This is a genomic window from Hoeflea phototrophica DFL-43 (genome assembly GCF_000154705.2).
Taxonomy (GTDB): domain Bacteria; phylum Pseudomonadota; class Alphaproteobacteria; order Rhizobiales; family Rhizobiaceae; genus Hoeflea; species Hoeflea phototrophica.
In genome coordinates this window covers 3482875-3508767 of record NZ_CM002917.1, presented here as the reverse complement: position 1 = coordinate 3508767, position 25893 = coordinate 3482875, and the positions used below count along the sequence as shown (strand labels likewise).

Below are 25893 nucleotides of genomic sequence, written 5' to 3'. Positions count from 1 at the left end.
ACAATTGGCATGATGTAACCTTGTGTTTTTGCTCGGAATGGCGTGGTCCGGCCATCTGTTCTTTGAGCTGCAATGGTGCGGGACTCGCCGAAGGGCCGGTTTTGCGCTAGATTTGGTTGTGGAAGGAAACAGCGTTGAGCAGATACAACCAACCTCCGCCGCTTGAAGGCCTGCGCCGCGAAATCGCCCGCGCACGCGAACGCAAGTCACAAGGCCTGCAGAGCGGATTTGTGCGCGAGACCTACCGGTTGAACCGAGAGGAGGCGCGCGCCAAGGCCAAGGAGTGGTTCTCCACCTGGCCCAAGGCCGCCTACTGGACCGAAGTTGAAAGCTGGCGGATGCTGGACGGCGAGGGTGACACGATCGAGTTCACCATGCGCAGGCTGCCGACGGCGGATTGAACAGCTCGTTCCCGCCTTACCGTCACGCTCCATTGTTTGATGTCTGAACCACGAGACGGGGGCCGGTTCCGCTCTCGGCCATCCTGTCGCCGGGATTGTAGAGCTTGCAGGCTACGAGCGACAGGCAGCCGCAGCCGATGCAGCCGTCGAGCCGGTCCCTGAGCCGCTCGAGCATGGCGATGCGCTCATCGAGATGGGTGCGAAAGCCTCGGCTGATCTTTTCCCAGTCGCGCTTTGTCGGCGTGCGCTCCAGCGGCAATTGCTTGAGTTGAGTGCGAATCTCCTCGAGCGAAAATCCCATTTTCTGGGCAATCAGGATGAAGGACAGCCTGCGGATGTCGGAGCGGATGAACATCCGCTTGCCGCCCGGCGTCCGCCGCGCGGAGACCAGACCCTCATCATCGTAGTAGCGGATCGCGGAGACCGCCAGACCAGTGCGCCGGGCGACATCGCCAATCGTCAGCAGACCTTTGTTTGTCGGTGCAGACATGAATCAAAAAACCTCTTGACCTAAAGTTCACTTGAGAAAGTAGCATGGGTTTCATCACAGGCAAACAGCAAGGAAAACAGGAGCAAGACAATGGCCGTATCCACACTCGAACATGTGAACTTCACCGTCAAAGACCCGATCAGGACCGCCAAGGCGATCTGCGATATCTACGGCTGGGAGATCCGCTGGGAAGGTCCGGCGATCGCTGGCGGGTATGCAGTGCATGTGGGAAATGACACTGCCTACCTGGCGCTGTATTCCCCCAGCCAGCCCCATGAACGCGATCTCACCGACCGCGCGGCGATCGGCAACCTCAACCATGTCGGCCTGGTCGTCGATGACCTCGATGCGGTTGAGGCCAGGGTGAAGGCCCATGGCTATGAGACGCACAATCATGCTGATTACGAGCCCGGGCGGCGGTTCTACTACAATGACGATGATGGCATCGAGTATGAGGTCGTCAGCTATGGCTGAGCTCAGTCCCAGCCTGCCTTTGCTCTACAATCCGAACCGGCGGTTGATCTCGCCAGCGACCATCGCAACGCTCATCGCAAGATTGAGGCTGCGCCGGCCCTCGATCATGGGAATGGTCAGGCGAAGATCGGCGGCGTCATGGACCCTTTCGGGCGCGCCGACGCTTTCGCGGCCGAACAGCACCACATCCTGGGCGCTCAGGGTCTGGACCGTGTCATCCATATAGGAAACCGCGGATTTCGTGGTCATCAGCACCAGGCGGCGGCCTTCGGCCTTGCGCCAGGCCTCGAACTCCTCCCAGCCGTCATGGCGGGTCAGAGTGGCCATTTCGATGTAGTCCATGCCGGCACGCTTGAGCGCCCGGTCGGAGAGGTCAAAGCCCGCCGGGCCGATGATGTGGATGCCGATGCCCATGCAGGCGCCAAGCCTCATGATCGCGCCGGTGTTGCCGGGAATGTCGGGCTGGTAAAGCGCAATGAGAGGTTTTGTCATGGAACTTACGGGGCCAATGTCTGTGTTGTTTTTATCACTGTTTCAGGCAGGAAACCGATCGGGGGCTTTGAATCCACCGATGCCGGTCTGGTCGATCCTGCCGATCTGGTTTACACAGACTCATCTTAAACGCGAACCTAGGGAGGCTGTCATGCGCATTATTCCAGTCAGTCTTCCGCCGGTGGCCATGGGCTTCCGATAGAACGGGCTTTCGCGGTTTCTGTTTCATAGTTGATCTCGCCAGCTCTCGTTCGCACCCGACGAACGCAGTTGTGTGATCTTTGTTTTCCAGCGGTATTGGCAGTGCTTCACAGGTGTGCTGCAGCAACCCCACTTTCAGGAGACATCCATGTTTGGATGGTTTGAACGTCGGCTCAACCCCTATCCGGAAACCCGGCCCACGGCGCCGCCCGAAGGGCTTGTCGCCTTTTGCTGGCATTATTCGCGCGAAGCCGGGCCCTGGCTGATTGCAATGAGCGTGCTCACCGCGCTGATCTCGATCGGTGAAGTGCTGCTCTTCGGCTTTCTCGGTTCGATCGTGGACTGGCTCGCCAATTCGGATCCTCAAGGCTTTCTGGATCGCGAATCGGGCCGGCTTTTCTGGATGGGCGGATTGGTGCTGATCGGCCTGCCGTTGACCGTTCTGATTCACTCGCTGATCGTTCATCAGACGTTGCTTGGCAATTATCCGATGATCGCGCGCTGGCAGATGCACCGCTATCTGCTGCGCCAGAGTCTGAGCTTCTTTTCCGACGAATTTGCCGGCCGTGTCGCCACCAAGGTGATGCAGACTTCGCTGTCGATCCGCGAAGCGGTGATGAAGATTCTCGATGTGTTCGTCTATGTCTCGGTCTATTTCATTGCCATGATCGGTATGGTGGCGAGCGCGGACTGGCGTCTGGTGCTGCCGCTTCTGTTCTGGCTTGTCGTCTATATCGGACTGATCACCTACTTCGTGCCGCGGATGAAACGGATCTCTGCCGACCAGGCCGATGCCCGTTCGGCGATGACCGGGCGGGTGGTCGACAGCTACACCAACATCTCGACCGTCAAATTGTTCTCCCATGCCGGGCGCGAGGAAGCCTATGCGCGTGAAAGCATGGACATGTTTCTCGAGACCGTGCACCGGCAGATGCGGCTGGTGACGATGTTCCAGTCGCTGATCTATTTCAACAACTCGGTTCTGGTATTTGTGGTGTCGGTTATGTCGATCGGCTTCTGGCTGACGGGCATCGTGTCGGTCGGTTCGATCGCGATTGTCATCGGCCTATCGCTTCGGATCAACGGCATGTCGCAATGGATCATGTGGGAGGTCTCGGGCTTCTTCGAGAACATCGGCGTGGTGCAGGACGGCATGGGCATGATGATCAAGCCGCATGATGTGGTCGACAGGCCCGGCGCTGGTGACATCGTTGCGAAAAAGGGTGCGATCGGTTTTGACAATGTCCGCTTCCATTATGGCAAGCAGAGCGGGGTGATCGAGAACCTGTCGCTCGACATCAAGCCGGGTGAAAAGATCGGCCTGGTCGGTCGCTCGGGTGCCGGCAAGACCACGCTCGTCAATCTGCTGCTCAGGTTCTACAATCTTGAATCGGGCAGAGTGCTGATCGATGGCCAGGACATCTCCCAGGTCAGTCAGGACAGCCTTCGCGCGCAGGTGGGCATGGTCAGTCAGGATACGTCGCTGCTGCATCGCTCGGTGCGCGACAACATTGCCTATGGGCGGCCTGACGCCACGGAGGATGAAATCATCGAAGCGGCGCGCAAGGCCAATGCGCTTGATTTCATCGCCGGGCTCGAGGATCTGGCCGGGCGCACCGGGTTCGATGCCCATGTCGGCGAACGCGGGGTCAAGCTTTCGGGCGGGCAGCGTCAGCGAATCGCGATTGCGCGGGTGTTCTTGAAGGATGCGCCGATCCTGGTTCTCGACGAGGCGACCTCTGCGCTCGATTCCGAAGTGGAGTCGGCGATCCAGGAAAATCTGTTCGCGCTGATGGAGAACAAGACGGTGATCGCCATCGCCCACCGGCTGTCGACGATTGCGCAGATGGACAGGCTTGTGGTGCTCGATCAAGGCGAGATCGTCGAGACCGGGGTGCATGACGAACTGATCACGTCGGGCGGTATCTATGCCGATCTGTGGTCGCGGCAGTCGGGCGGGTTCATCGATGCAGCGGTTGAAAATGCAGCGGAATAGGCGCGTGATTTTATTGCCAAACCACAACCACGCCCTATTGTTGCTGGCATGATTTTCAAACCGGTTCTCAACCTGTTCGAACGCTGGATCGATCCGTTTGCCCGGCGCCAGGACTACCAGCCGCCATCGTCCACCTCCGGCTTCCTGCGCCACTATGTGGGGCAGGCCAAGGGGGCGTTTGCGGCCATGCTGGCGCTGGGTGGATTGGTGGCGCTGCTCGAGGCGGCGATGTTCTATTTCGTCGGACGGCTGGTCGATGTGCTTGACACGACCGAGCCGTCGGCGGGATGGGACGGGTTGATTGCGGCACATGGCCCGACGCTGGCCTTCATGCTGTGCGTCGTGCTGGTCGGCCGCTTTGTGGTGGTCACGCTGGCAGCACTGGTCGAGGAGCAGACGGTGGTGCCCGGGTTCTTCAACCTGGTGCGGTGGCAGGCGCACGCGCATGTGTCGCGTCAGGATCTGAGCTTCTTCCAGAATGATTTCGCCGGCCGGATCGTCAACAAGGTCTGGACAGCGGGGCAGGCGACCGGCGACTTCATGGTCTCGCTGCTTCAGGTGGCCTGGTTCATCTTCATCTACACGTTGACCACCATTGCGCTGGTGGCGCAGCTGGATTGGCGGTTGTCGGCGCTGGTGCTGGTATGGGTCACCGCCTTCGCTCTCCTGGCACGGTATTTTGTACCGCGGATCCGCCGCCACGCCCGCGCCAGCGCGGAAGCTTCGGCCATGCTGACGGGGCGGCTGACCGACAGCTATTCCAACATACAGACCGTCAAGCTTTATGCCCGTGATGCTGACAATGACCGCTACATCCGCGAGGGGTTTGACCAGTTCATCGGGGCGATCCTGCCTTTTACCCGGCATCTGACCGGGGTTCGCGCCTCGCTGGCGGCACTGTCCGGCGTCATGATCGCGGCGATCGCCATCTTCTCGATCAATCTCTGGCTGGCGGGCGCGATCTCGGTCGGCTCCGTGGCCTTCACCTTGTCGCTGGTGCTCAGGCTCAACATGCTGTTCGGCAGGATGATGACCCAGCTCAACAGCCTGATGCGCAATCTCGGGACGGTGCAGAACTCCGCGGACATGGTGGCGCGCCCGGTGGGGTTGAGCGACCGCGCGGGGGCGGCAGAGCTCAAGGTCGAGCGCGCTGCGATCCGGTTCGAGGGAGCAAGCTTTGCCTACGATCCGGCGATTCCGGTGATCAGGGACCTGTCGCTGTCGATCAAGCCGGGCGAAAAGATCGGTCTGGTGGGGCGCTCGGGTGCCGGGAAGTCCACCTTTGTCAATCTGCTGCTGCGGTTTTACGATCTGGAGGCGGGCCGAATCGAGATTGATGGTCAGGACATCGCCGGCGTGACGCAGGAATCGCTGCGCCAGCACATCGGTATGGTGACGCAGGACACATCGCTGCTGCACCGGTCGATTCGCGAAAACATCATTTTCGGCCGTCCCGAAGCGGATGACAGGGCCATTCGCGAAGCGGCCCGCCGCGCCGAGGCGCTTGACTTTATCGATGAGCTTTCGGACCAGCGCGGCCGCAAGGGTCTCGACGCCCATGTCGGGGACCGCGGCGTGAAACTCTCGGGCGGCCAGCGCCAACGTATTGCCATTGCCCGGGTGATGCTCAAGGACGCGCCGATTCTGGTGCTGGACGAGGCGACTTCGGCGCTCGATTCGGAGGTTGAGGCCGCGATTCAGGAGAATCTTGAGGAATTGATGACTGGTAAGACGGTGATTGCCATTGCGCACCGGCTCTCGACGATCGCCCGTATGGACCGGCTGATCGTGATGGATCAGGGCCGAATTCTTGAAATGGGAAGCCATGCCGAATTGCTTGCCAATGGCGGTTTGTATGCCGAATTGTGGGCGCGCCAGTCGGGCGGGTTCCTCGGTGTCGGTGAAGCGGCTGAGTAAGCGGTCGTTTTTCCCGCGACATTGTGCCCTTCTAGCCCTGTCTGGTCTGGACTTTACATTCTATCCCGCTTAGAAACCGCGCGATTGACAGAATTCCGCCGCATTGTCGGCAGCGGTCTGATTGCCCCAGGGGAATCAGGCCGGATCTACCAGAGGCGGTGGGACGGAATGCTGGTCCAAACGCAGCTTGAGAGGATATTGAGCCGTGAGTGAGCCAATGACACAGAGCGAAGGCGCGGGCGAACCTACCCGCCGTGATTTCCTTTACATCGCCACCGGAATGGCTGGCGTGGTCGGTGCAGGCAGCTTTGCCTGGCCGTTTATCGATCAGATGCGTCCGGATGCATCGACGCTGGCACTGGCCTCGATTGAGGTGAATGTCGGAGCGCTTGAGCCGGGCATGTCTCTGACGGTGAAATGGCGCGGCAAGCCGGTGTTCATTCGCAACCGTACGGACGAGGAAATTGCCGAGGCTCAGGCTGTTGCGATGGAGGATCTCAAGGATCCGATCGCACGCAACGCCAACCTCGCCGACGCTGCACCAGCGACCGATGTTGACCGTTCCGCCGGTGAAGGCTTGGAAAACTGGATCGTGATGATCGGTTCCTGCACCCATCTGGGTTGCGTGCCGCTTGGTCAGGCTGGTGATTTCGGCGGCTGGTTCTGCCCCTGCCACGGCTCGCACTATGATACCGCAGGCCGCATCCGCAAGGGCCCGGCCCCGACGAACCTTCCGGTGCCGCCTTTCGCCTTCGTGTCTGACTCCGTTATTAAAATCGGCTGAGGGGGCTTTACACCATGAGCAGCGATCACTCGACATATCAGCCCACATCCGGTCTCGGAAAGTGGGTCGACTCACGCCTGCCGCTTCCACGGCTGGTCCATGACAGTTTCGTCTCCTACCCGGTGCCGCGGAACCTTAATTACGCCTACACATTCGGCGGCATCCTGATGGTGATGTTGGTTGTGCAGATCCTCACCGGCGTCGTGCTTGCCATGCACTATGCGGCTGACACCGCGATCGCCTTCCAGTCGGTCGAAAAGATCATGCGCGACGTCAACTCCGGCTGGCTGCTGCGCTACATGCATGCCAACGGCGCATCGTTCTTCTTTGTTGCGGTCTATCTGCACATTGCCCGCGGCATGTATTACGGCTCCTACAAGGCGCCGCGCGAGATCCTCTGGATCCTTGGCGTTGTCATCCTTCTGCTGATGATGGCCACCGCGTTCATGGGCTACGTGCTGCCCTGGGGCCAGATGTCGTTCTGGGGTGCAACCGTGATCACCGGCTTCTTCACGGCGTTCCCGGGCATCGGCGAGCCGATCCAGCAGCTTCTGCTTGGCGGTTTCGCAGTGGACAACCCCACGCTCAACCGCTTCTTCTCGCTGCACTACCTGCTGCCGTTCATGATTACCGGCGTGGTGATCCTGCACGTCTGGGCGCTGCATGTGACCGGTCAGACCAACCCGACCGGCGTTGAAGTGAAGAGCAAGACCGATACGGTGCCGTTCACGCCCTATGCGACCGTCAAGGACGCGCTGGCGATGAGCATCTTCCTCATCGTGTTCGCCTACTTCATTTTCTTCATGCCGAACTATCTCGGCCATGCGGACAACTACATCCCGGCTGACGCGCTGAAGACACCGGCGCATATCGTTCCGGAATGGTACTTCCTGCCGTTCTACGCGATCCTTCGCGCCATCACCTTCGATGTCGGTCCGATCGACTCCAAGCTTGGCGGCGTTCTGGCGATGTTCGGCTCGATCGCAGTGCTGTTCGTGCTGCCCTGGCTCGATACGTCCAAGGTACGCTCGGCGGTCTACCGTCCCTGGTACAAGCTATTCTTCTGGATCTTTGTTGCCAATGCCATCTTCCTGGGATGGCTCGGCGCCAAGCCGGCGGAAGGTGTCTACACGGCGCTGGCTCAGATCTCGACGCTATACTACTTCGGGTTCTTCCTGGTCATCCTTCCGGTGCTCGGACTTGTCGAAACACCGAAGCGTCTGCCCAACTCAATCACCGAAGCCGTGCTCGCCAAGAAGGCCGGCAATGGCGGTGCTGCGGCAGCTGCTGCGGCATCACCGGAAACCCGCGGCTGAGCGGCGCGCGACGGAAAGGAACCGAAGATATGAAAAAGCTTCTTGCAAGCATCGTTCCGGCCGCCATGGCATTGGTCATTGGCGCGGGGTCAGCATTTGCCGCGAGCTATCCGATCAACAAGCCGCGTGAACTCGACTGGTCTTTTGCGGGCATTTTTGGCACCTACGACAAGGCACAGCTGCAGCGCGGTCTTAAGGTCTATGTGGAAGGCTGTGCAGCCTGTCACTCGATGAACCTGGTGACGTTCCGCACACTTGAGGACCTTGGTTACTCCGAGGACCAGGTCAAGTCGCTGGCGGCCAATTACGAGGTTGAAGACGGACCTGACGCCGATGGTGAAATGTTCACCCGCGCAGCATTGCCGACGGACCATTTCCCGTCGCCGTTTCCCAACCAGGAAGCGGCAGCCGCGGCCAACAATGGTGCGGCTCCTCCGGACTTCTCGCTGCTGGCCAAGGCACGTTATGTCGAACGCGGGTTCCCGCAGTTCATCTTCGACATCTTCACAGCCTATGCCGAGAGCGGCCCCAACTACATCTATTCGCTGCTGACCGGCTACCAGGATCCTCCGGCGGATCATGAAGTGCCGGAGGGGACACACTACAATCCCTATTTTGCAGCTGGATCTGCGCTGGCAATGGCAGCACCGCTGTTTGATGAGATGGTTACCTATGACGACGGTAGTCCGGAGACGGTCGATCAGTATGCGCAGGATGTGGCGGCATTCCTGATGTGGGCCGCTGAGCCGCATATGGAAGAGCGCAAGCAGACCGGCTTCATGGTCATTATGTTCCTGCTGATCTTCACGTCACTGCTGTATCTGACCAAGAAGTCGATCTTCGCCAACAAGGACTGATAGGCAGACTGCCGACTGTCCCGTTCTTTGCAAACGCCGCCTTCGGGCGGCGTTTTCGTGTCGGCCAAAATGCCTCTTGCGCGGCAAATTCCGGTATCGCACATTGCAATGGAGACGCAGTGATTGATGGATGAGGCGGCAGGTTGCCGGGAATGACCGTTTACAGATCCGCCAGACCCGTCGAGCCTGCGTTGCCTTCCCGCTATGCTGTTTCCAGCCAGTCTCCAATGAACAACAGGAAAATGCCCGATGTCCAATCTGACAGATGAACTTGAGGCCTCGATCCGCACGATCAAGGACTATCCGAAGCCCGGCATCCTGTTTCGCGACATCACCACATTGCTGGGCCAGCCAAGGGCATTCCGCCGTGCGGTCGACGAGCTGGTGCATCCCTATGCCGGCCAGCAGATCTCCAAGATCGCCGGCATCGAGGCGCGCGGTTTCATCCTCGGCGGCGCCATGGCGCATCAGCTGTCCGCCGGCTTTGTTCCGATCCGAAAGAAGGGCAAGCTGCCGCATGAGACGGTGCGGGTTGCCTACAGCCTCGAATATGGGGTCGACGAGATGGAGATGCACAAGGACGCTGTGAAAGAAGGCGAGAGCGTCATTCTGGTGGACGATCTGATCGCCACCGGGGGCACCGCGGAAGGCGCGGTCAAGCTGCTCCGGCAGATGGGCGCCAACATCGTGGCAGCCTGCTTCGTGATCGACCTGCCGGATCTCGGCGGCCGCAGGAAGCTCGAGGATCTGGGTGTCCAGGTGCGCACACTGATTGAATATCCCGGACACTGACAGGCGGCGCAACGACCGGGCGCGACGGGGCCTTGGCGTTCTTCGTGGTGAGCGTGTGGGGCTTCGGCTTTACGCTGGCCAAGCCTGTTGTCGGTCCTACACGGCTTGGCCGCCAGGATCGGCGCCCGGCAGCTTGATAAGGGCCGCAGTGCGGAAGCTCATGACCATTTGACCGGAAAGGTCCTGTGCTTCGGCATCGGTCTCGAGGAGGGACCAGCCCGGCCGGGATGCCAGGGGCCGCACGGACCTGAATGTTTTCGAGTACCGGATTTGGTCGCCGGCAAAAACCGGGCGGAACCATCTGAGATCCCGGAAACCGGGTGAGGGGCCAAATTCGGGGACAGCGTTGCCCTCTGCGCGTGCGCTGGCGAGGGTGGTGTTCATCCAGGCCACATTCAGTTTCATCCAGATCGATGCAGTGTGCCAGCCGGAGGCGCACAGCCCGCCAAAGACGCTCTCCCGGGCGGCGTGCTCATCGATGTGAAAGCGTTGGGGGTCATACTTGCTGGCGAATTCGATGATGGCTGCAGCGGTGAACAGGTGGCTGCCCAATTCGGTGCGCTGGCCGGGACGGAAAGAAAGATCAAAGCTCACGGATCAACCCTCCTGTGGCGTGCGCAGACGCACCATGACCGGGTTTTCGGACACAAGGACGGTTTCGCCGCGCTGGTTGCGCAGTTCATGGCGCAGATGAACGATCCCGATACCCGGCCGCGATTTCGACGCGCGCCGTTCCACCACCCTGGTTTCCCCGGACAAGACATCATCGACCAGCACCGGACGGGTCCATTTGACATAATCGAGCCCCGGAGCGCCCTCGGCGGCTGTGCGCAGCATGTAGCTGTCGCACATCATCCGCATCATCATGGCGCAGCTGTGCCAGCCCGAAGCGGCCAGCCCGCCCAGAATCGAGGCCTTGCCGGCTTCGGTATCGAGATGCATGGGCTGCGGGTCATACTCGCTTGCGAAAGCGATGACTTCGTCCGTGCGAACATGTTTGGGGCCGAGCGGGTATTCGGTTCCCGGGCTCATGTCCTCGAAATGAATGAGATCGTGCTGCGGCATTGGTGTCTTGATATCCTTCGGGCTGTGTTGGCGTCAACCTAGAGCATTTCCGGTGAAAATGGAGTCACCGTAAATGCTCTATCTTGTTGTTTTTACGCAATTCCGGACGCGAAACCGGTTCCCACTTTCGCTGGAATTGCTCTAGTCGACTTCCTTTAAGTGTGAAAGGAATTCCGCTCCGGTGTTGATCCCGGTCAAGTCGCCTGGAAATATATGGTGTAAATTGAATGCATGTTGGCGGAAGTGTCTGCCCATGTCTCAAAGGAGCCAGAAATGTTCAAGACCAATGTTGGCGGTATCGACCGCGTTCTCCGCATCGCTGCAGGCATCGTGCTGATCGGGATGTTTTTCCTCTATCCGGAAGCACCATGGCGCTATTTCACGCTGATCGGTATCATCCCGCTGGCCACGGGCCTGTTTCGGACCTGCCCGCTCTATTCGATCATCGGGTTGTCGACCTGTCCGGTGAAGAAGGTCTAGACCGAGCACCATCCGGCCGTCCCTTTTACCTGGCTTCGTGATCAGGCCGCTGCTGCCTTGGAGATGGCGGCGAAGTGATCGCTGTGGCCGCCGAGCAGCACGAACCAGACGTAGGGAACCGCGTAGCTGACCACGGCCAGGGCGAGGAAGGCGCGGAGCAGCCGGCCCGTGAAACGGCGCCAGAGGATGACGATCAGCAACAGTCCCAGTCCGAGTTCGATCAGCGCAAAGATGTTTCCGTAATGCCGCGGATCCCAGTAGGAGATTGGCGAGACAAACCGCCATTCCGACAACGGCACGAAATGGGCGTGCCCGTCATCGACGTGAAACGGAAGATCGCCGAGCAGGTGAATGATCGCCGCCAGCGCAAACAGCATCAGGGCGGATGACAGAAGGTTCGATGCCGGAGGATCCTTGGGCAGCATCCAGCCCACGAGCAGGATTGTGCCAAACAGCGGCAACGAGTTCATCCAGTCAATGGCGGTCAGCCAGGGCGGATTGAAATACCAGTCCGACCAGACCTCCGATTCCGGAGCGCCGGTCAGCTTGGACCAGCCGAACATCACGAAGATCACGGCGTCGGGCAGCAGCGCGCCGGTGATCACCGCGGCGTTGCGCAGCCGGTTCTCGCGTCCCGGCCGGGCAAGCAGAGCGGCCGCCAGGAGCAGATGCGATTGCGTGTTCATTGGCGGAACCTGCACCCTGCGGCGCGATTGGGCAAGGCGGAAGCGCCTGCGGCGTGGAAGCTTCCGGCCTCAGGTGTTGAAGCGGAAGTGGATCACGTCGCCGTCCTGGACCACATATTCCTTGCCTTCATCCCGCGCCTTGCCGGCTTCCTTGGCAGGCACTTCTCCGCCCAGATTGACATAGTCGTCATAGGCGATGGTGAAGGCGCGGATGAAGCCGCGTTCGAAATCGGTGTGAATGACGCCGGCTGCACCGGGCGCCTTGGTGCCGCGTTCAATGGTCCAGGCGCGGGTTTCCTTGGGGCCGACGGTGAAATAGGTGATGAGGTCGAGCAGGCTGTAACCGGCGCGGATCAGCCGGTCGAGGCCGGCCTCTTCCAGTCCCAGAGCGGCAAGAAACTCCTCTGACTCCTCGTCAGGCAATTGCGCCACTTCGGATTCGATGGCGGCGGAGACGACAATGCTCTCCGCCCCCTGTTCAGCGGCCATTTTCGCGACCGCTTCGGTGTGGGCGTTGCCGGTTGCCGCATCGGCTTCCGAAACGTTGCACACATAGAGCACAGGGTGCGAGGTCAACAGGTTCAGGCCATGAAGGATCTTGAGGTCTTCATCTGCCAGAGTCTTGAGCATCGTGCGCACCGGCTTGCCGTCCTGAAGCAGCTTCAATGCCGCTTCCATCATCGGCAGGACTGTCAGCGATTCCTTGTCCTTGGCGGCGGCGCGCTTGCGGGTCTGTTCGGTGCGGCGCTCGAGGCTCTCGAGGTCGGAGATCATCAGTTCGGTTTCGATGGTGTCGGCGTCCCCCACCGGGTCGATGCGGCCCTCGACATGGGTGATGTCATCATCCTCGAAGCATCTGAGCACATGCACGATGGCATCGACTTCGCGGATGTTGGCAAGGAACTTGTTGCCCAGGCCTTCCCCCTTCGAGGCGCCACGCACCAGGCCGGCGATGTCGACGAAGGCAATCCGGGTCGGGATGATTTCCTTGGAGCCGGCAATTTCCGCAAGCTTCTTGAGCCGCGTATCGGGAACCGCAACTTCGCCGGTGTTGGGCTCGATCGTGCAGAACGGATAGTTCGCCGCCTGTGCCGCGGCGGTCCGCGTCAGCGCGTTGAAGAGGGTGGACTTGCCGACATTCGGCAGGCCAACGATGCCGCATTTGAAACCCATGGATTTTCTCGTCTCGTGTCTTATCAGGAATTGCCGCTGGCTATGCGGGAAAGGGCTTGCATGGTCAAGTCCCGGGTGCTTTCGCCCATCAACCCGATGGCAAGCTTTTTGCCCTACTGTCACTGTCGAACACTTGATGGAGACCCAAATGGAAACCGAACTTGCCACCTGGCATTTTGCCGTCGCGGGCATCCTGTTCGTCGTGCTGGGCACGCTCGCGCATGTCATCCGCGCCGTGTTCAACGTGTTTCCCGACAAGCTGTCAGACACGCCCGCGGTCAATGTGCTGGTCTCAAGTGACTACAGCTGGGGTGATTATCTGATCGGAACCGAGTTCGATTATGCCGGCTATTACCGGCTCGACAGCCTCAAGAACCTCAGGAATTCAGTCAGCTACTGGTTGATTGCGGGATTTGGCCTGATGCTGTTTTCCGCTGAAGCGGCGCAGCTGATCGCCTACGGCATCGAAGCCGGCATTGCCGGCTTCGTCGATCTGTTCTGGCAGCGCATCGAAGATCTCAAGGCCTGATCAGAGACGCGTCGTTGCGTCCGGCCACCTACTGTGTGGCCCAATAGGCGTCTGCCTTGGTGATATAGCCGGCTGTGTCCTCGCGCCAGGTGCTTTGAACCCGGCCATTGTAGTTGAGATAAAGCTTGCCATCGACCAGGGTGAACTTGTCGGCTTCCACCGGCGCATTGTAGCCCTGTGAGGCGCCGTAGGCGCAGTAGCCGCCATATTGTGGTGTGTATTTGGCCGGATCAGCCTCAAACAGCGCCTTGTGGTCTTGCGAGCTGAAATGATAGGTCGCGCCGCCATGTGTTGCCGTGATGGCCTTGTCGCCGCGCACAGCCTTGTTCATGGTGAAATAGGCCACGGGATCATGGCCGTCGATGGCCACGCCAGACTTGGTGGTGTTGACCGGGTTGGCCATTGCGGGGCCGGTTCTGGTGAGGGACAGCGCCGCAATACCAATTCCAAGACCAAACAGAGCTCTTCGGGTGAATGCTGCATTGTTCATGATTGCCTCTTCCATCCTGGGTGCGGCAAGTGGCTGGAGCGTCTGGCCGCGGCTTGATCGATGTGAGGATATTGCCCGGATTGGTGATCAAGAGCGAATGACGATGGTGTGAATGTGCGGGAGGTCTGGGTCACGGACATGCAAGCGGATGTCATCCGGCGTCAGCGGCTTTGTGTGCTCAGTCCTTGTTGCCGAACAGCTTCTTTAGCATGTCGGCCATTGGGCCGGATGTCGGCAGTGTTTTCGGCTGTGCCGAATTGCGGGCCTGGCGGATGTGGGATTTTGAAAGTGGTTTGGGTTTGCCGCCCGCTGCCGTTTCAGTTTTTTTTTCCGGCTTTGCCGGTCCGGGTGATGCACTGCCTGTCGCAAGCGCGATCTTGTTCAGAAACCCTGCGTCGTCGCCCTTGGCCATCAGATCGGCATGGTCGGCGATGGTGTCGAGCAACGGTTCCAGCCATACCAGATCGGCCTTGGAGAAATCACCCAGCACATGGCTGTTGACGCGGTCCTTGTGGCCGGGATGGCCGATGCCGACCCGCAAGCGCTTGTAATCCTTGCCGCAATGGGCGTCGATGGACTTCAGCCCATTGTGGCCGCCATGGCCGCCGCCGGTCTTGAGCCTGAGCTTGCCGGGGGCCAGGTCGAGTTCGTCATGAATGACGATGATGTCGGACGGGGAGAGCTTGTAGAACCGCATGGCCTCACCGACGCTGTCGCCGGACAGGTTCATGAAGGTCATGGGTTTGAGCAGCAGGACTTTCTCGCCGGCGATCTCGCCATCGGCGATTTCACCGCGGAACTTCTTCGAAAATCCGGAAAACGAATGGCGGCGGGCAATTGCGTCCGCCGCCATGAAGCCGACATTGTGCCGGTGCTTGGCGTATTGAGGGCCGGGGTTTCCAAGTCCTGCGATGAGCAACATGGAGCCTGATCCTCAAAAATGCGCCGGCGGAGCTTAGTCTTCGCTCTCGCCTTCGGCTGCTTCGTCGCCGCCGTCGCCAGAGGCGTTGTCGTCGCTCTTGAGGCCAGCAGGGGCTGCGACGGTGGCGATGGTGAAGTCGCGATCGGTGATCGTCGGGTGAACGCCTTCAGGCAGCGTGACGTGCGAGATGTGCACACCGTCGCCGACTTCGAGACCGGTGAGGTCGACGATCAGGGCTTCCGGGATCGAATTGGCCGGGCAGTTGCACTCGACCGTGTGACGCACGACGTTGAGAACGCCGCCGCGCTTGATGCCGGGGGACTTTTCTTCGTTTTCGAAGTGCACCGGAATTTCGACGGTCACCTGGGTGTTCTTCGAAATCCGCAGGAAGTCGACATGCATGAGGAAGTCGCGGACCGGATCAAGCTGGTAGTCCTTGGGCAGGACGCTGTACTTGGTGCCGTCGACATCGATGGTGGCGATCGTGGTCATGAAGCCGCCAGCATGAATTTTCAGCGTGACGTCCTTGCGCGACAGCGCGATCGAAACAGGGTCTTTCTTGTCACCATAGATGACAGCGGGAATCAAACCGTTGCGGCGAAGTTCACGGGCGGACCCCTTACCGACCTGTGCGCGCGCCTCGGCCTTGAGCTCATATGTGTTGCTCATGGCATTTCCTTTCGAGGTTCTTATAAAGGCTGCTTGCCGGGATCCGTTGTGGCAGGTCCCGAAAAACATCAAGCGCCGCCTCTTTTGAAGAGATAGACGGCGCCTCATCCGTGTTGCCTCCAAGGGTGTCTGCACGGACGGGCGTGCTATAGCGGAGCAGTTGCGGGAATGCAAGGCTCTGGGCGGTGTTTGAGGCGGCAGCCATGCCTTGTTTATACCGATTGACCCTGGGCGGGGCAGCAGCTAGTTTGCTGGTCACGGGGAAATCCGGATCTCCCGTTGAGAGCCTACCGCTGTGTGGACTGGCTCCAAGCTCCGCGACCAACGCAATTTCTTGCGGAGCTTGTCTATGTCACAAAACCACAATCAAACCTCTATATCGCCCGTTGATCTGGCAAATGAGCCGGACAGATGGATTGTTATCGATGTCCGCAAACCCACGGCGCGGCTGGCGTCGGGATTGGCCATGCCGGGCGCTGTCTGGCGGCATCCCTTCGATGCCGCGAACTGGGCTGATGCATACAGGGGCATGCGTGTTGCCGTGTGTTGTGTGCATGGGCATGAGGTCAGCCAGGCGGTGCGAGGGTTTATGGCGGACACTGGTATCGAGGCCGTGATTGTCGAGGGCGGGTTTGAAGCGTGGAAAGCGGCTGGCCTGCCGGTCACGCCAGTGGAGCGCGCGGATGTCTGAGCGTCACGACGATGCGCCATCCTATGGCGAGATGTTCCGCGTCTTCGGCCGCATCGGGCTTCTCTCCTTCGGTGGCCCTGCCGGACAGATTTCGCTGATGCATCGCGAGCTGGTTGAGGAGCGCGGCTGGCTTGATGAGCCGCGGTTTCTGCATGCGCTGAATTTCTGCATGCTGCTGCCGGGGCCGGAAGCGATGCAGTTGGCGACCTATTCGGGCTGGCTGCTGCGTGGGGTCAAAGGCGGGCTTCTGGCCGGGCTCCTGTTCGTGCTGCCGGGCTTTGCCGTGATCATGGCGTTGTCCGCTCTGTACTTCCACTATGGCGATCTGCCGGTGGTGGCGGGCGTGTTGTTCGGGCTCAAGGCGGCGGTGCTGGCAATCGTGGTCGAAGCAATGATGAAGGTGTCGCGCCGGGCACTCAAATCACGTCTTGCCTGGGGGCTCGCTGTCGCGGCCTTCGTGGCGATCGCGCTGTTGAAGCTGCCGTTTCCGCTGATCGTGCTGGGGGCAGGCCTGATCGGCATTCTGGTCTCCAAGCTGAGCCGGCCGCCAGAGCTGGGGAACGAGCCTGTCCAGACAAGCCTGGATGCCGAGCCGCAGCGAGAGGCCTTGCCGGGGCTGACCGGTCCCACATTGCGGACAATTCTTGTCTGGGGTGCGATCTGGCTCTGGCCTCTGGCTCTGCTTTTGCTGCTGCCTGGCATTCCAGACGCGTTTGCTGCAATGGCGCTGTTTTTCTCCAAGGCGGCGATTGTGACCTTTGGCGGCGCCTATGCGGTGCTGGCCTATGTCGGGCAACAGGCCGTCGAGGTGCATGGCTGGCTGATGCCCGGCGACATGCTGGCGGGTCTTGGCCTGGCCGAGACAACGCCGGGGCCGCTCATTCTGGTTCTGGTCTTTGTGGGCTTTCTGGGAGGCGCGCGCGAGGCCGGGCTTGACCCGGCGTTGGGCGGCGTTCTGGGTGGAACGGTGGCGCTGTTCTTTACCTTTGCGCCGTGTTTCCTCTGGATCTTTGCGGGTGCGCCCCATATCGAGCGACTGCGCTCGGTCAAATGGCTGTCGGCGGGCCTGGCGGCGATTACAGCCGCCGTGGTGGGCGTCATTGCCAATCTCGCGGTGTGGTTCGCGCTCAATGTGCTGTTCGCCGAGCTTGGCGAAATCCGCTTCGGGCCGCTCACCCTGCCTCAGCCGGATGTGGCCTCGCTCAATGTTGCGGCACTGGCTATTGCGCTAGGTGCGGCAATCGCGCTGTTGCGCTTTCACCTCAATCTGTTCTGGGTTCTGGGTGCTGCAACGCTTGAAGGCGTTGCCTTCAGCCTGCTGGGGTAAGCGATCAGTCGAAAAGGGACGAGACCGATTGCTCGGCCGCGGTGCGGTTGATGGCTTCGCCGATCAGCGTGTCGGTGGAGATGACACGGATATTGGGCGCGCTCAGCACCTCCTGGGTCGGCTGGATCGAGTCGGTGATGACCAGTTCCTTGAGCATGGACGAGGCGACACGGGCCACGGCCCCGCCGGACAGCACGCCGTGAGTGATGTAGGCGGTCACGCTGGTCGCGCCCTTTGCCAGAAGCGCCTCGGCGGCGTTGCACAGGGTGCCGCCCGAATCGACGATGTCGTCGATCAGCAGACAGTCCTTGCCGGCGATGTCACCGATCACGTTCATGACCTCGGATTCGCCCGGGCGCTCGCGGCGCTTGTCGACGATGGCAAGTGTGGATTGCGGATCAATGCGCTTGGACAGCGCGCGGGCGCGGACCACGCCGCCAACATCGGGAGACACCACCATCAAGGAGCCCTTGGCGTAGCGGTCCTTCACATCACGGGCCAGCAACGGGACCGCGAAGAGGTTGTCGGTCGGTATGTCGAAAAAGCCCTGGATCTGGCCCGCGTGCAGGTCCAGCGTCAGGACCCGGTCGGCGCCGGCTTCGGTGATCAGATTGGCCACCAGCTTGGCCGAGATTGGCGTGCGGCCCGAGGCGCGGCGGTCCTGACGGGCATAGCCGAAATAGGGAATGACAGCGGTGATGCGTTTGGCTGACGAGCGACGGAAGGCGTCGATCATGATCAGCAGTTCCATCAGATTGTCATTTGTCGGGTAGGAGGTCGATTGCACCACGAAGACATCCTCGCCGCGCACATTCTCCTGAATCTCGACAAAAATCTCCTGGTCGGCGAAGCGCCGGACACTGGCCTTGCCGAGCGGCACATTGAGATAGTTGCAAATAGATTCAGCCAAGCGCCGGTTCGAGTTTCCCGCGAAAACCTTCATCTGGGACCGCCTGTTTTTCTGGCTGCGTCACCTCATGAGCTTCAGTGCCCATGGCGACGGAACGCCAACCTGTTTGCCCGCGTTTTAGCGGTGCTTGGAACGATTGCAAGGGCGCATTGTTTGCGGCGGTTATTTTTCTGTTGAATGATCGCGAAATCGAATAGCCGGCAAAGCGTCACGCGGCGAGGACTTGTCCTGTCAAAGTCCGCGCCAGTTGGCGTATTCGTCGATCGAGCGGGTGGCGATGCGCTCCATCACATTTGCCGGAACCGAGGCCCAGGGATCACCGGCGCTGCCCGGAAATGCTTCCTGACCTTGAATGCGGTGGAGCCGCGCGCCCGATGGGTCCAGAATATCCCAGACATAGAACACCGTTGTCTGGCCGTTGAAGGTCTCGGCGGAGAAGTACCCCTTGAGCACATGGTCGCCGCCAGGGGCTGATGCGCTCAAAATCGCCAGTCCGCGGTTGCGGGCTTCGACGGCCAGTTGCCGCGACAGCGGCGTGACGGCATTCACCGGCGCGCCGATCACCGGCATGAAGCGGATCTGGCCACGGACCTGGCCTGCGGGGAGCGATGTGAGTGTTGGCGAAGCGGTGGCCGGTGCTGCGAGAGCCGGCGTTGCCGGTGCGGTGCCCGCGGGTTGGCCAGGATCGCCGAGCAGGGGCGCGCTGGCTTGATCATCCACCGGTGCCCCATCGCCCGGAATTGGCGCAAGCGTATCGGTGCTGTTGCAGCCGCTAGCCAAGAGCCCTACGAGGGCCAATGCGCCTATGATCTTGATAGCTTGCCTCATGCTTCCCGCCCGTTCGCTGACACTGTTATGAAATCTAGGGGGCGGACCTGTCAATTGCAGGGTGTTTGCGTCACGGTTTTCCCGCTGGCACAACAATGAGATCAAGGGGTTTTGCTGACAGCGATATTGCCTCTGCATTTGTGGTCAAATAGGTCTGCCCCAGGCTCATCGCCGTGTTGGTTTCTGAATCCATGATGATCATGTGCACGAACAGTGTCATGTCGGGTTCGATGGCGAGCGGGTTTCCATCGTGGAACATCTGGTGCTCCATCCAGCTCGGGGTAAAGCGTGCGCCGAGCGAGTAGCCGCAGGCATTGAGCCGGTGCCGGGTCAGGCCGCGTTCGTCCATGACGTCGGCATGGGCATCAAACACGTCGCCGAACGTCGTTCCGGGCTTGAGGATTTCGGTGATTGCGCCCATGGCTTCGCGGCAGGCATCGTAGAGCTCGATGTGGCGCGCCGACGGTTCGCCGATGATGATCGTGCGCATCATGGCCGCATGGTAATGGGCGTAGCTGCCGGCCCATTCGAGCGTCAGCTGGTCGTTGGCATCGAGTTTGCGGCGTCCGGCCTTGTAGCGGCACAAAAGGGCGTCTTCGCCCGAACCGATGATGAACTCATTGGCCGGGTAATCACCGCCGCCGGCAAAGACCGCGCCCTGCATGGCGGCGAGAATATCGGCTTCGTTGGCCCCCGGCTTGACCAGCAGCATGGCCGCGTCCAGCGCCGCATCCGCAAGTTCGGCTGCGCGACGGGCATAAACGATCTCCGCCGGGCTTTTGATCAACCGCAGACGGCTGACCATGTAGGAGGCGTCAATCAGTTCGGCAAAGCTCTGCAACTGGTTGTCGAGCTTGTGGCAGTTCGCACCGGTCAGGCCATGGGTGTCGTATTCGACGCCGATGCGGGTGCCGAGAAGGTCGAGATCCGACAGCAGGTTCTTCAGATCCATCGCCGGATCGGCCTTGGTCCGGTCGGTCCACACCACGATCCGCTCAATGTTGGATGTCTGGCGCGCCTGACGCAGGTCGGCAGAGCGGGTGAGCAAGGTCATGCTCCCGTCCGCCTTGACCACCAGGCACTGGAAAAAGCAGAAGCCGAAGGTGTCGTAGCCGGTCAGCCAGTACATGCTCTCCTGGGCGAACAGCAACATGGCGTCGATGTTCTCGTCGCGCATGCTCGCCGTCAGCTTGCTCAAACGGGCGGCGTATTCCTCACGTTCAAAATGCAGGGCCATGGGGGTCCTCCTTTATGGTGATGGCGGATATCTGTCGTCCGTAATCGGGTTCGTTGCGGTGTGTGGAACGGCGATAGGAAAACCAGGCGTCCTCGTCCGCATAGGTGCAGTCGCTGACCATCTCTGCCTGCACCCCGCAAGCACGCAGCCTGTCGAGTGTCAGCTGCCTCAAGTCAAACATCGAGTGCCCAGGTTTGTCCGACGGTTTGAAGTAGGCCTTATGGGCAGTGTCGCGCTGAATGAAGCGTTCGACGAATTCCGGTCCGACCTCGTAATTGGCCTGACTTATCGATGGGCCAAGAACAGCGGTGATACGGGTGCGCGAGGCGCCGAGCCTTTCCATGGCTTTGACCGTGTTTTCAAGCACGCCATCGAATGCGCCGCGCCAGCCCGCATGGGCCGCGCCGACGACACCGGATTGCGGATCGGCAAAAAGCACCGGCCCGCAATCGGCGGTGAGGACGCCGATCACCAATCCCGGTGTGTTGGTGACAAGGGCATCGGCTTTGGGGCGATCGGTTGCATTGTCTGGTGTTGCGACATGAACATCGGGCGAGTGCACCTGGTGCACGGTTACCAGCCTGGACGGATCCTGGGCGAACCAGCCGCTGACCCGGGCGCGGTTTTCCATCACATCGGCGCGATCGTCATCGGAGCCGAGCCCCACATTCAAGCCACGGTAAATCCCACGGGAGACGCCGCCCACACGGCTGAAAAAGCCATGGGCAATGCGCCCATCACCAGAGGCGCCATCCAGCATGGTGCTGCGGACCGGGTTCGGTCCGTGGCGGTCAAGCGTCATGATTTGGTCCTCCCATCGGCCCCGCAGGGATGCCGAATCCGCAGCTTAATCCTCGTTTGCGCGCAAATGGTGGCCATCTGCGCCGCGTCTGTCAAATGCAGATATCAAGCTGAGGCCGGATCAAACGGGGCAATTCTGACTTGTGCGCCGCTTATTGCGAGCACCTTGAACAGCGCTCCCATGCGGCCTTCGCCCTCTCCGGCGAGCCGGTTGACCGCATCGCGTATCGCCGCCTGGGTCAATGCGTCGCGACCTGATCCGAGTGCGCCGGCGCGCTCGACCAGGCCCAGTCCCACCAGGAATTCGCCCTGGGTCAGGGGCCGGTGCAGATGCGCTCCCGCGGCCACGGCGGCTTCGGCAAGGGCCTGAAAATCCACATGGCTGGTCAGATCGGCTTCCCCGGGTCGGGCCAGAGGGGTGTCGAATTCATGCCGGTACACAGCCTGCAAGGTATCCCCGAAGCCGGTGACCAGATGGCCGTAATCGATGGAGAGCGCGGTTCCGCCGTCGCGGACCAGCTTGGACGCCACGGCTTGCATGACTGCCGACCGCGCCGGTGCAAGCTCGAAGATCTCTCCTTCGGGCACAGCCGCCTCATCAACGGGCAGCAGAGAGGGGTCGAAACTGCCGGTGCCAATCCCGAAGGCGAGGCGGCCGTTTTCGTCGAGGCCGACCACGCGTTCGCGAAATCCGTTGGGGGTCTTGACGAACTGGTGGATGGGAATCGCGTCAAACAGCTCATTGGCGACCATCAGGGTGAACCCGGCCGGGATCTCCTCGAAAGCCTGATGCCAGCATATCCGGTCCTTGATGCGGACCAGCGTCTGGCGCTGCTCATTGCGCAGCCGGTCGCTGGTCTCGACCATGTGGATGGTGGCGTTGGCGTAGAGATCGGGAGCGAGCTTGGCGATCACACGCAACGCATCCGACATCAAAGTGCCGCGGCCAGGCCCGATCTCGGCGATCCGCACCTGATCCGGCGCACCCTGCGCTTGCCAGGCGTGGACCAGGAACACACCGATCATCTCACCGAACAATTGCGACACTTCCGGAGCGGTGATGAAATCGCCGGAACGGCCGAAAGGCTCGCGGGTCTTATAATAGCCGTGGTCGGGGTCGGCCAGGCACAGGGCAAAGAAATCGGAGATCTTGAGCGGTCCTGCCTGCTCGATGATCCGCGCCATCTTTTCAGCCAGCGGGGTCCTCAGCGGAGGGGTGCTTGATTTGGGGGGCAGGTTCATGGCGCTGATCTTCCTGGTTTCACTCAGGCGCGCGACCGAGCCGACAGCACGGCCCAGAGGCCGACAGCGATCATCGGCGTCGACAGCACCATTCCCATGGTCAACCAGCCGCCGAACAGAAAGCCGATATGGGCGTCGGGTTCGCGGTAGAATTCGACTGCAATGCGGGAAAGAGCATAGCCTATGAGAAAGCAGCCGGCGATCAGGCCGGGTGAAGCCAGCGCACCGCGCCGATAGATCAGGGCGGCCAGGACAGCGAGCAGCAACAGCCCTTCGAGAGCTGCCTCATAAAGCTGGGTTGGATGGCGGGGAAACGGTCCTCCGGTGGGAAAGACAAAGGCCCAGGGCACGTCTGTGAGGCGTCCCCAGAGTTCGGCGTTGATGAAGTTGGCGACGCGGCCAAAGAAAATGCCGACCGGCACCACGGCGCAGACCACATCGAACAGGTTGAAAACAGGGATTTTGCGGCTGCGGGCAAACAGAACCATTGCCAGCAGCGTGCCCAGCACACCGCCATGAAACGACATGCCGCCATTCCAGATTTCCAAGGCCCGGAACGGATTGGCGGCAATGGCGGCGAAATCATAAAACAGGATGTAGCCGATGCGACCGCCGGCAACGATGCCGATCGTCGCCCAGACAAGGAAGTCATCCATATCCAGCGGCGTGATCGGGGAGCGTCCGCCGGGCCAAAGACTGGTGTTGGCGGCGAGCCGCCTTGCATAGCGCCAGCCGAGCAGGATGCCCACGACGTAGGCGATGCCGTACCAGCGGATATGCAGCGGGCCAAGAGATATAAGGACCGGATCGATATCCGGAAAACTCATCAGCGACAGCATCGCAGCCATGTAGTCCAATGCGCGGTCCTCCCTGCCAGGTCAGCCGCCTGCGACTTCGGCCTTGGTTCGTGACGCGGATTTGTGGCCGTTTCCGGGCCGCTTGCTCCGCGTAATTTGCCCGTGTTGCATGGCATATGGGCTTTGCGCAAGGCTTGCGGCAATTGTGCTGCTTGCAACTGCCAGCCGGAGCGCTTACCTCAAGATCACGTTTATTGCCTCAAAACCATGCGAACGCAGGGATGAAAATCATGAACAACGGATCCAACCGCATTCTCGATGAACTTGCCAAGCTGATGACCGATGCGGCGGGTGCGGCGCAGGGCGTGCGCCGTGAGGCGGAGACTGCGATCCAGGCCCAGCTTGAACGGCTGATCAATTCGATGGACCTGGTCAAGCGAGAGGAATTCGAGGCGGTCCGCGAGATGGCGGTAAAGGCGCGTGAGGAAAACGATGCGCTGGCCGCGCGGCTTGCGGAACTCGAACAAAAACTCGGCTCCAAACCCGCTTCGAAGGCCCAATCGACAGCAAAACCTGCTGCAGCCAGGCGCGGACCTTCCAAGAAGGCCTGACCCGGCCGGTTTGCCCAATTTTTTTTGCACAGGTTTTCCACCGGCAACCGAAGCTCAAAAAGCCTTTTGCGTGAGTCAGTTATGAGTCACGGCGGAATCATTTTCGCAGGTCGGTCCACAGGCTCTCCCTGACAAAATGCAAGCGAGGGACTGGCGCTCCGAGTCTGCATTTATACACTGATTCTAAATGATGATTCGGATCGGGCAGCAAAAAGCCCTGGTGGGAGTCGCGGCGGCGAACCCACAAGGGCGTCCTCTGACTCATGCAAAAAGTACCGTCTTTTGAGCGACCGGCAGCGTCGGTTCGCAAAGACGTCAAAGGGAACCAGGTGGGGCATGAATCTTAGTAATTTCGAATTCGAACGGCATTCCAATCCAGTGGACATGATCGAATTCGTGGCGGCGGCGAATGATTGGACATTCGAACGCTCCGGCGAACATGAAATCGCGATGACCGTCGAAGGCCATTGGACCGATTATCATGTTTCGTTTTCCTGGATGGAAGACTGCGAGGCGCTGCATATTGCCAGCGCCTTTGACATCAAGGTTCCCGATGCGCGGGTGACCGAGGTGATGCGGCTCTTGTCCCATGTCAATGGCCAGGTGCTGATGGGGCATTTCGACCTTTGGCAGCAGGAAAGCGTTGTCATTTTCCGCCAGTCGCTGCTGCTTGCAGGTGGAGCGGAACCGACCAACCAGCAGGTTGAGGTTCTGCTCTCCAATGCGCTTGATTCCTGTGAAGCCTATTTCCAGGCATTCCAGTTCGTTGTCTGGTCCGGAATGGATGCCCGTTCGGCGATCGAGGCAGTGATGTTCGAAACCCGCGGCGAGGCCTGATGTGATTTCGCCCGCCAGTCCCCTTGTGCTTGTTGGTGCCGGCAATATGGGCGGCGCGATGCTCAATGGCTGGCTGGATGCGGGAACCGATCCGGCCGCGATCCTGGTGATTGATCCGAAATTGTCAGAGGCAATGACCGTCCGGCTTTCCGATGCCGGCGTTCGCTTCGAGACTGCTGCGCCTGAAGGCGTGGCGGCTGGGATTTTGATGCTGGCGGTCAAACCGCAGATGATGGAAGCGGTTGTTGCCGGACTTGGCGGGCTTGTCGGGCCGCAGACCGTGACGCTGTCGGTTGCCGCGGGCAAGACGATTTCCTTCTTCGAACAGCATCTTGGCGGCGCCGTGGTGCGCTCGATTCCCAACACCCCTGCGATGGTGGGCCGCGGGATCACGGGTGCCGTTGCCAATGCCGCGGTCACCGCCGAGGCAAAGGCCGAGATTGACCGGTTGTTGTCGGTTTGCGGTCCGGTCGAGTGGGTCGAAGACGAAGCCATGATCGATGCGGTCACGGCGGTGTCGGGCAGCGGCCCGGCCTATGTGTTTTATCTCGTTGAGTGCATGGCGGAGGCAGGCCGTAAACTGGGCCTGCCGGCGGACCTCGCCATGCGGCTCGCGCGCGCGACCGTTACGGGGGCTGGTGAATTGATGCACCGGTCCCCGGACGGCGCCGGCCAGCTTCGCCAGAATGTGACCTCGCCGAACGGCACCACCGCGGCAGCACTCGATGTGCTGATGTCGGATGAGGCCATGCAGCCGCTGTTTGACGCAGCGATCAAGGCGGCCGCCGACCGCTCCCGGGAACTTGCAAGCTAAGCCTGTTGCGCTGGGAGCTGGGCACCGCTCCCGGTTCAGGCGCCTCTTGCTCTTTCCCTGCCAA

Annotated in this window: 30 protein-coding genes; 15 read left to right on the top strand and 15 right to left on the bottom strand. The window is 60.6% G+C overall.

The features are described 5' to 3' along the window. The first annotated feature begins 134 nt into the window (after window positions 1-134). Window positions 135-401: a hypothetical protein gene (locus tag HPDFL43_RS16600; protein WP_040450409.1), complete on the top strand. Its 267-nt coding sequence runs from the start codon at window positions 135-137 to the stop codon at window positions 399-401. A gap of 22 nt (window positions 402-423) precedes the next feature. Here the strand turns inward: HPDFL43_RS16600 and soxR are convergent, their stop codons facing one another. After that, window positions 424-891 (bottom strand): redox-sensitive transcriptional activator SoxR, encoded by a 468-nt coding sequence (soxR, locus tag HPDFL43_RS16595; protein ID WP_007198546.1) that lies wholly within the window; start codon window positions 889-891, stop codon window positions 424-426. Window positions 892-981: 90 nt separating this feature from the next. Here soxR and HPDFL43_RS16590 point away from each other — a divergent pair, with 90 nt between their 5' ends. Continuing rightward, on the top strand, window positions 982-1365 hold the full coding sequence (locus tag HPDFL43_RS16590; protein WP_007198545.1) for a VOC family protein: 384 nt from the start codon (window positions 982-984) through the stop codon (window positions 1363-1365). 24 nt (window positions 1366-1389) lie between these two features. On the opposite strand, the gene HPDFL43_RS16585 is transcribed toward HPDFL43_RS16590, so the two are convergent. Next, window positions 1390-1857 carry a tRNA (cytidine(34)-2'-O)-methyltransferase gene (locus HPDFL43_RS16585; RefSeq protein ID WP_007198544.1) on the bottom strand — a complete coding sequence of 156 codons (468 nt, stop codon included), beginning with the start codon at window positions 1855-1857 and terminating at the stop codon, window positions 1390-1392. 349 nt (window positions 1858-2206) lie between these two features. On the opposite strand from HPDFL43_RS16585, the gene HPDFL43_RS16580 reads away from it, so the two are divergent. The 6 genes from HPDFL43_RS16580 to HPDFL43_RS16555 all read left to right on the top strand — a co-directional run bounded on the left by HPDFL43_RS16580 (window position 2207) and on the right by HPDFL43_RS16555 (window position 9720). Then, window positions 2207-4054, top strand: coding sequence for an ABC transporter ATP-binding protein (locus HPDFL43_RS16580; protein ID WP_007198543.1), 1848 nt, complete (start codon window positions 2207-2209; stop codon window positions 4052-4054). A 48-nt stretch (window positions 4055-4102) separates the two neighbouring features. Continuing rightward, on the top strand, window positions 4103-5971 hold the full coding sequence (locus HPDFL43_RS16575) for an ABC transporter ATP-binding protein (protein ID WP_007198542.1): 1869 nt from the start codon (window positions 4103-4105) through the stop codon (window positions 5969-5971). Between the two features lie 205 nt (window positions 5972-6176). Next, window positions 6177-6755 (top strand): ubiquinol-cytochrome c reductase iron-sulfur subunit, encoded by a 579-nt coding sequence (petA, locus tag HPDFL43_RS16570; RefSeq protein ID WP_040449291.1) that lies wholly within the window; start codon window positions 6177-6179, stop codon window positions 6753-6755. A gap of 14 nt (window positions 6756-6769) precedes the next feature. After that, a complete protein-coding gene (locus HPDFL43_RS16565) occupies window positions 6770-8071 on the top strand; it encodes a cytochrome b (protein WP_007198540.1) in 1302 nt (433 codons plus the stop codon). 29 nt (window positions 8072-8100) lie between these two features. Next, window positions 8101-8928, top strand: a complete 828-nt coding sequence (locus HPDFL43_RS16560; protein WP_007198539.1) for a cytochrome c1 — start codon at window positions 8101-8103, stop codon at window positions 8926-8928. Window positions 8929-9177: 249 nt separating this feature from the next. After that, window positions 9178-9720, top strand: a complete 543-nt coding sequence (locus HPDFL43_RS16555) for an adenine phosphoribosyltransferase (protein WP_007198538.1) — start codon at window positions 9178-9180, stop codon at window positions 9718-9720. 96 nt (window positions 9721-9816) lie between these two features. Here HPDFL43_RS16555 and HPDFL43_RS16550 read toward each other — a convergent pair whose 3' ends face one another. Beyond that, window positions 9817-10314, bottom strand: a complete 498-nt coding sequence (locus HPDFL43_RS16550; RefSeq protein ID WP_007198537.1) for a MaoC family dehydratase — start codon at window positions 10312-10314, stop codon at window positions 9817-9819. 3 nt (window positions 10315-10317) lie between these two features. After that, entirely contained in the window at window positions 10318-10785 is a 468-nt protein-coding gene (locus HPDFL43_RS16545; protein WP_007198536.1) for a MaoC family dehydratase, read from the bottom strand. A 273-nt stretch (window positions 10786-11058) separates the two neighbouring features. Between HPDFL43_RS16545 and HPDFL43_RS16540 the strand changes: the two genes are divergently transcribed. After that, on the top strand, window positions 11059-11265 hold the full coding sequence (locus tag HPDFL43_RS16540) for a YgaP family membrane protein (protein ID WP_040450408.1): 207 nt from the start codon (window positions 11059-11061) through the stop codon (window positions 11263-11265). A gap of 41 nt (window positions 11266-11306) precedes the next feature. Here HPDFL43_RS16540 and HPDFL43_RS16535 read toward each other — a convergent pair whose 3' ends face one another. Together HPDFL43_RS16535 and ychF are read right to left on the bottom strand one after the other, a co-directional pair. Beyond that, window positions 11307-11951 carry a hypothetical protein gene (locus HPDFL43_RS16535; RefSeq protein ID WP_007198534.1) on the bottom strand — a complete coding sequence of 215 codons (645 nt, stop codon included), beginning with the start codon at window positions 11949-11951 and terminating at the stop codon, window positions 11307-11309. Between the two features lie 69 nt (window positions 11952-12020). Beyond that, window positions 12021-13124 (bottom strand): redox-regulated ATPase YchF, encoded by a 1104-nt coding sequence (gene ychF, locus HPDFL43_RS16530; RefSeq protein ID WP_007198533.1) that lies wholly within the window; start codon window positions 13122-13124, stop codon window positions 12021-12023. A 148-nt stretch (window positions 13125-13272) separates the two neighbouring features. Between ychF and HPDFL43_RS16525 the strand changes: the two genes are divergently transcribed. Beyond that, on the top strand, window positions 13273-13653 hold the full coding sequence (locus tag HPDFL43_RS16525) for a hypothetical protein (RefSeq protein WP_156970312.1): 381 nt from the start codon (window positions 13273-13275) through the stop codon (window positions 13651-13653). A gap of 28 nt (window positions 13654-13681) precedes the next feature. Here HPDFL43_RS16525 and HPDFL43_RS16520 read toward each other — a convergent pair whose 3' ends face one another. The 3 genes from HPDFL43_RS16520 to HPDFL43_RS16510 all read right to left on the bottom strand — a co-directional run bounded on the left by HPDFL43_RS16520 (window position 13682) and on the right by HPDFL43_RS16510 (window position 15734). Next, window positions 13682-14143, bottom strand: a complete 462-nt coding sequence (locus tag HPDFL43_RS16520) for a YHS domain-containing (seleno)protein (protein ID WP_156970311.1) — start codon at window positions 14141-14143, stop codon at window positions 13682-13684. Between the two features lie 178 nt (window positions 14144-14321). Beyond that, complete coding sequence (gene pth / locus HPDFL43_RS16515; protein ID WP_007198530.1) at window positions 14322-15065, bottom strand: aminoacyl-tRNA hydrolase; 744 nt, start codon at window positions 15063-15065, stop codon at window positions 14322-14324. Between the two features lie 33 nt (window positions 15066-15098). Then, window positions 15099-15734, bottom strand: coding sequence for a 50S ribosomal protein L25/general stress protein Ctc (locus tag HPDFL43_RS16510; protein WP_040449290.1), 636 nt, complete (start codon window positions 15732-15734; stop codon window positions 15099-15101). Window positions 15735-16083: 349 nt separating this feature from the next. Here HPDFL43_RS16510 and HPDFL43_RS16505 point away from each other — a divergent pair, with 349 nt between their 5' ends. Beyond that, on the top strand, window positions 16084-16425 hold the full coding sequence (locus tag HPDFL43_RS16505; protein WP_007198528.1) for a rhodanese-like domain-containing protein: 342 nt from the start codon (window positions 16084-16086) through the stop codon (window positions 16423-16425). Then, window positions 16418-17752: a chromate efflux transporter gene (gene chrA / locus HPDFL43_RS16500; RefSeq protein WP_007198527.1), complete on the top strand. Its 1335-nt coding sequence runs from the start codon at window positions 16418-16420 to the stop codon at window positions 17750-17752. Before HPDFL43_RS16505 ends, chrA begins: the two co-directional genes overlap by 8 nt. 4 nt (window positions 17753-17756) lie before the next feature. On the opposite strand, the gene HPDFL43_RS16495 is transcribed toward chrA, so the two are convergent. The 6 genes from HPDFL43_RS16495 to lgt all read right to left on the bottom strand — a co-directional run bounded on the left by HPDFL43_RS16495 (window position 17757) and on the right by lgt (window position 23618). Next, window positions 17757-18695: a ribose-phosphate pyrophosphokinase gene (locus HPDFL43_RS16495; RefSeq protein ID WP_007198526.1), complete on the bottom strand. Its 939-nt coding sequence runs from the start codon at window positions 18693-18695 to the stop codon at window positions 17757-17759. Window positions 18696-18893: 198 nt separating this feature from the next. After that, window positions 18894-19490, bottom strand: a complete 597-nt coding sequence (locus tag HPDFL43_RS22435) for a hypothetical protein (RefSeq protein ID WP_007198525.1) — start codon at window positions 19488-19490, stop codon at window positions 18894-18896. A gap of 70 nt (window positions 19491-19560) precedes the next feature. After that, window positions 19561-20727, bottom strand: coding sequence for a M24 family metallopeptidase (locus tag HPDFL43_RS16485; protein WP_007198524.1), 1167 nt, complete (start codon window positions 20725-20727; stop codon window positions 19561-19563). After that, window positions 20711-21529 carry a peptidoglycan editing factor PgeF gene (pgeF, locus tag HPDFL43_RS16480; RefSeq protein ID WP_007198523.1) on the bottom strand — a complete coding sequence of 273 codons (819 nt, stop codon included), beginning with the start codon at window positions 21527-21529 and terminating at the stop codon, window positions 20711-20713. Before pgeF ends, HPDFL43_RS16485 begins: the two co-directional genes overlap by 17 nt. Before the next feature lie 104 nt (window positions 21530-21633). Then, the gene (locus HPDFL43_RS16475) at window positions 21634-22737 is read right to left on the bottom strand and encodes a class I SAM-dependent methyltransferase (protein ID WP_040450405.1); all 1104 of its coding nucleotides are present in this window, start codon (window positions 22735-22737) and stop codon (window positions 21634-21636) included. A 56-nt stretch (window positions 22738-22793) separates the two neighbouring features. After that, on the bottom strand, window positions 22794-23618 hold the full coding sequence (gene lgt / locus HPDFL43_RS16470) for a prolipoprotein diacylglyceryl transferase (RefSeq protein WP_007198521.1): 825 nt from the start codon (window positions 23616-23618) through the stop codon (window positions 22794-22796). 239 nt (window positions 23619-23857) lie between these two features. On the opposite strand from lgt, the gene HPDFL43_RS16465 reads away from it, so the two are divergent. From HPDFL43_RS16465 to proC, 3 genes are all read left to right on the top strand, one after another. Further along, window positions 23858-24178, top strand: coding sequence for an accessory factor UbiK family protein (locus HPDFL43_RS16465; RefSeq protein ID WP_040450402.1), 321 nt, complete (start codon window positions 23858-23860; stop codon window positions 24176-24178). Window positions 24179-24514: 336 nt separating this feature from the next. Further along, a complete protein-coding gene (locus HPDFL43_RS16460) occupies window positions 24515-25015 on the top strand; it encodes a type III secretion system chaperone family protein (protein ID WP_007198519.1) in 501 nt (166 codons plus the stop codon). 1 nt (window position 25016) lies between these two features. After that, the gene (gene proC / locus HPDFL43_RS16455) at window positions 25017-25829 is read left to right on the top strand and encodes a pyrroline-5-carboxylate reductase (protein WP_425348795.1); all 813 of its coding nucleotides are present in this window, start codon (window positions 25017-25019) and stop codon (window positions 25827-25829) included. Window positions 25830-25893 lie beyond the last annotated feature (64 nt).

Bases quoted from the DNA above. Each gene is read 5' to 3' on its own strand.
- soxR (WP_007198546.1), bottom strand. From the start codon at position 891: ATGTCTGCACCGACAAACAAAGGTCTGCTGACGATTGGCGATGTCGCC.
- HPDFL43_RS16590 (WP_007198545.1), top strand. From the start codon at position 982: ATGGCCGTATCCACACTCGAACATGTGAACTTCACCGTCAAAGACCCG.
- HPDFL43_RS16585 (WP_007198544.1), bottom strand. From the start codon at position 1,857: ATGACAAAACCTCTCATTGCGCTTTACCAGCCCGACATTCCCGGCAAC.
- HPDFL43_RS16580 (WP_007198543.1), top strand. From the start codon at position 2,207: ATGTTTGGATGGTTTGAACGTCGGCTCAACCCCTATCCGGAAACCCGG.
- HPDFL43_RS16575 (WP_007198542.1), top strand. From the start codon at position 4,103: ATGATTTTCAAACCGGTTCTCAACCTGTTCGAACGCTGGATCGATCCG.
- HPDFL43_RS16565 (WP_007198540.1), top strand. From the start codon at position 6,770: ATGAGCAGCGATCACTCGACATATCAGCCCACATCCGGTCTCGGAAAG.
- HPDFL43_RS16560 (WP_007198539.1), top strand. From the start codon at position 8,101: ATGAAAAAGCTTCTTGCAAGCATCGTTCCGGCCGCCATGGCATTGGTC.
- HPDFL43_RS16555 (WP_007198538.1), top strand. From the start codon at position 9,178: ATGTCCAATCTGACAGATGAACTTGAGGCCTCGATCCGCACGATCAAG.
- HPDFL43_RS16545 (WP_007198536.1), bottom strand. From the start codon at position 10,785: ATGCCGCAGCACGATCTCATTCATTTCGAGGACATGAGCCCGGGAACC.
- HPDFL43_RS16540 (WP_040450408.1), top strand. From the start codon at position 11,059: ATGTTCAAGACCAATGTTGGCGGTATCGACCGCGTTCTCCGCATCGCT.
- HPDFL43_RS16535 (WP_007198534.1), bottom strand. From the start codon at position 11,951: ATGAACACGCAATCGCATCTGCTCCTGGCGGCCGCTCTGCTTGCCCGG.
- ychF (WP_007198533.1), bottom strand. From the start codon at position 13,124: ATGGGTTTCAAATGCGGCATCGTTGGCCTGCCGAATGTCGGCAAGTCC.
- HPDFL43_RS16525 (WP_156970312.1), top strand. From the start codon at position 13,273: ATGGAAACCGAACTTGCCACCTGGCATTTTGCCGTCGCGGGCATCCTG.
- HPDFL43_RS16520 (WP_156970311.1), bottom strand. From the start codon at position 14,143: ATGAACAATGCAGCATTCACCCGAAGAGCTCTGTTTGGTCTTGGAATT.
- pth (WP_007198530.1), bottom strand. From the start codon at position 15,065: ATGTTGCTCATCGCAGGACTTGGAAACCCCGGCCCTCAATACGCCAAG.
- HPDFL43_RS16510 (WP_040449290.1), bottom strand. From the start codon at position 15,734: ATGAGCAACACATATGAGCTCAAGGCCGAGGCGCGCGCACAGGTCGGT.
- HPDFL43_RS16505 (WP_007198528.1), top strand. From the start codon at position 16,084: ATGTCACAAAACCACAATCAAACCTCTATATCGCCCGTTGATCTGGCA.
- chrA (WP_007198527.1), top strand. From the start codon at position 16,418: ATGTCTGAGCGTCACGACGATGCGCCATCCTATGGCGAGATGTTCCGC.
- HPDFL43_RS16495 (WP_007198526.1), bottom strand. From the start codon at position 18,695: ATGAAGGTTTTCGCGGGAAACTCGAACCGGCGCTTGGCTGAATCTATT.
- HPDFL43_RS22435 (WP_007198525.1), bottom strand. From the start codon at position 19,490: ATGAGGCAAGCTATCAAGATCATAGGCGCATTGGCCCTCGTAGGGCTC.
- HPDFL43_RS16485 (WP_007198524.1), bottom strand. From the start codon at position 20,727: ATGGCCCTGCATTTTGAACGTGAGGAATACGCCGCCCGTTTGAGCAAG.
- pgeF (WP_007198523.1), bottom strand. From the start codon at position 21,529: ATGACGCTTGACCGCCACGGACCGAACCCGGTCCGCAGCACCATGCTG.
- lgt (WP_007198521.1), bottom strand. From the start codon at position 23,618: ATGGCTGCGATGCTGTCGCTGATGAGTTTTCCGGATATCGATCCGGTC.
- HPDFL43_RS16465 (WP_040450402.1), top strand. From the start codon at position 23,858: ATGAACAACGGATCCAACCGCATTCTCGATGAACTTGCCAAGCTGATG.
- HPDFL43_RS16460 (WP_007198519.1), top strand. From the start codon at position 24,515: ATGAATCTTAGTAATTTCGAATTCGAACGGCATTCCAATCCAGTGGAC.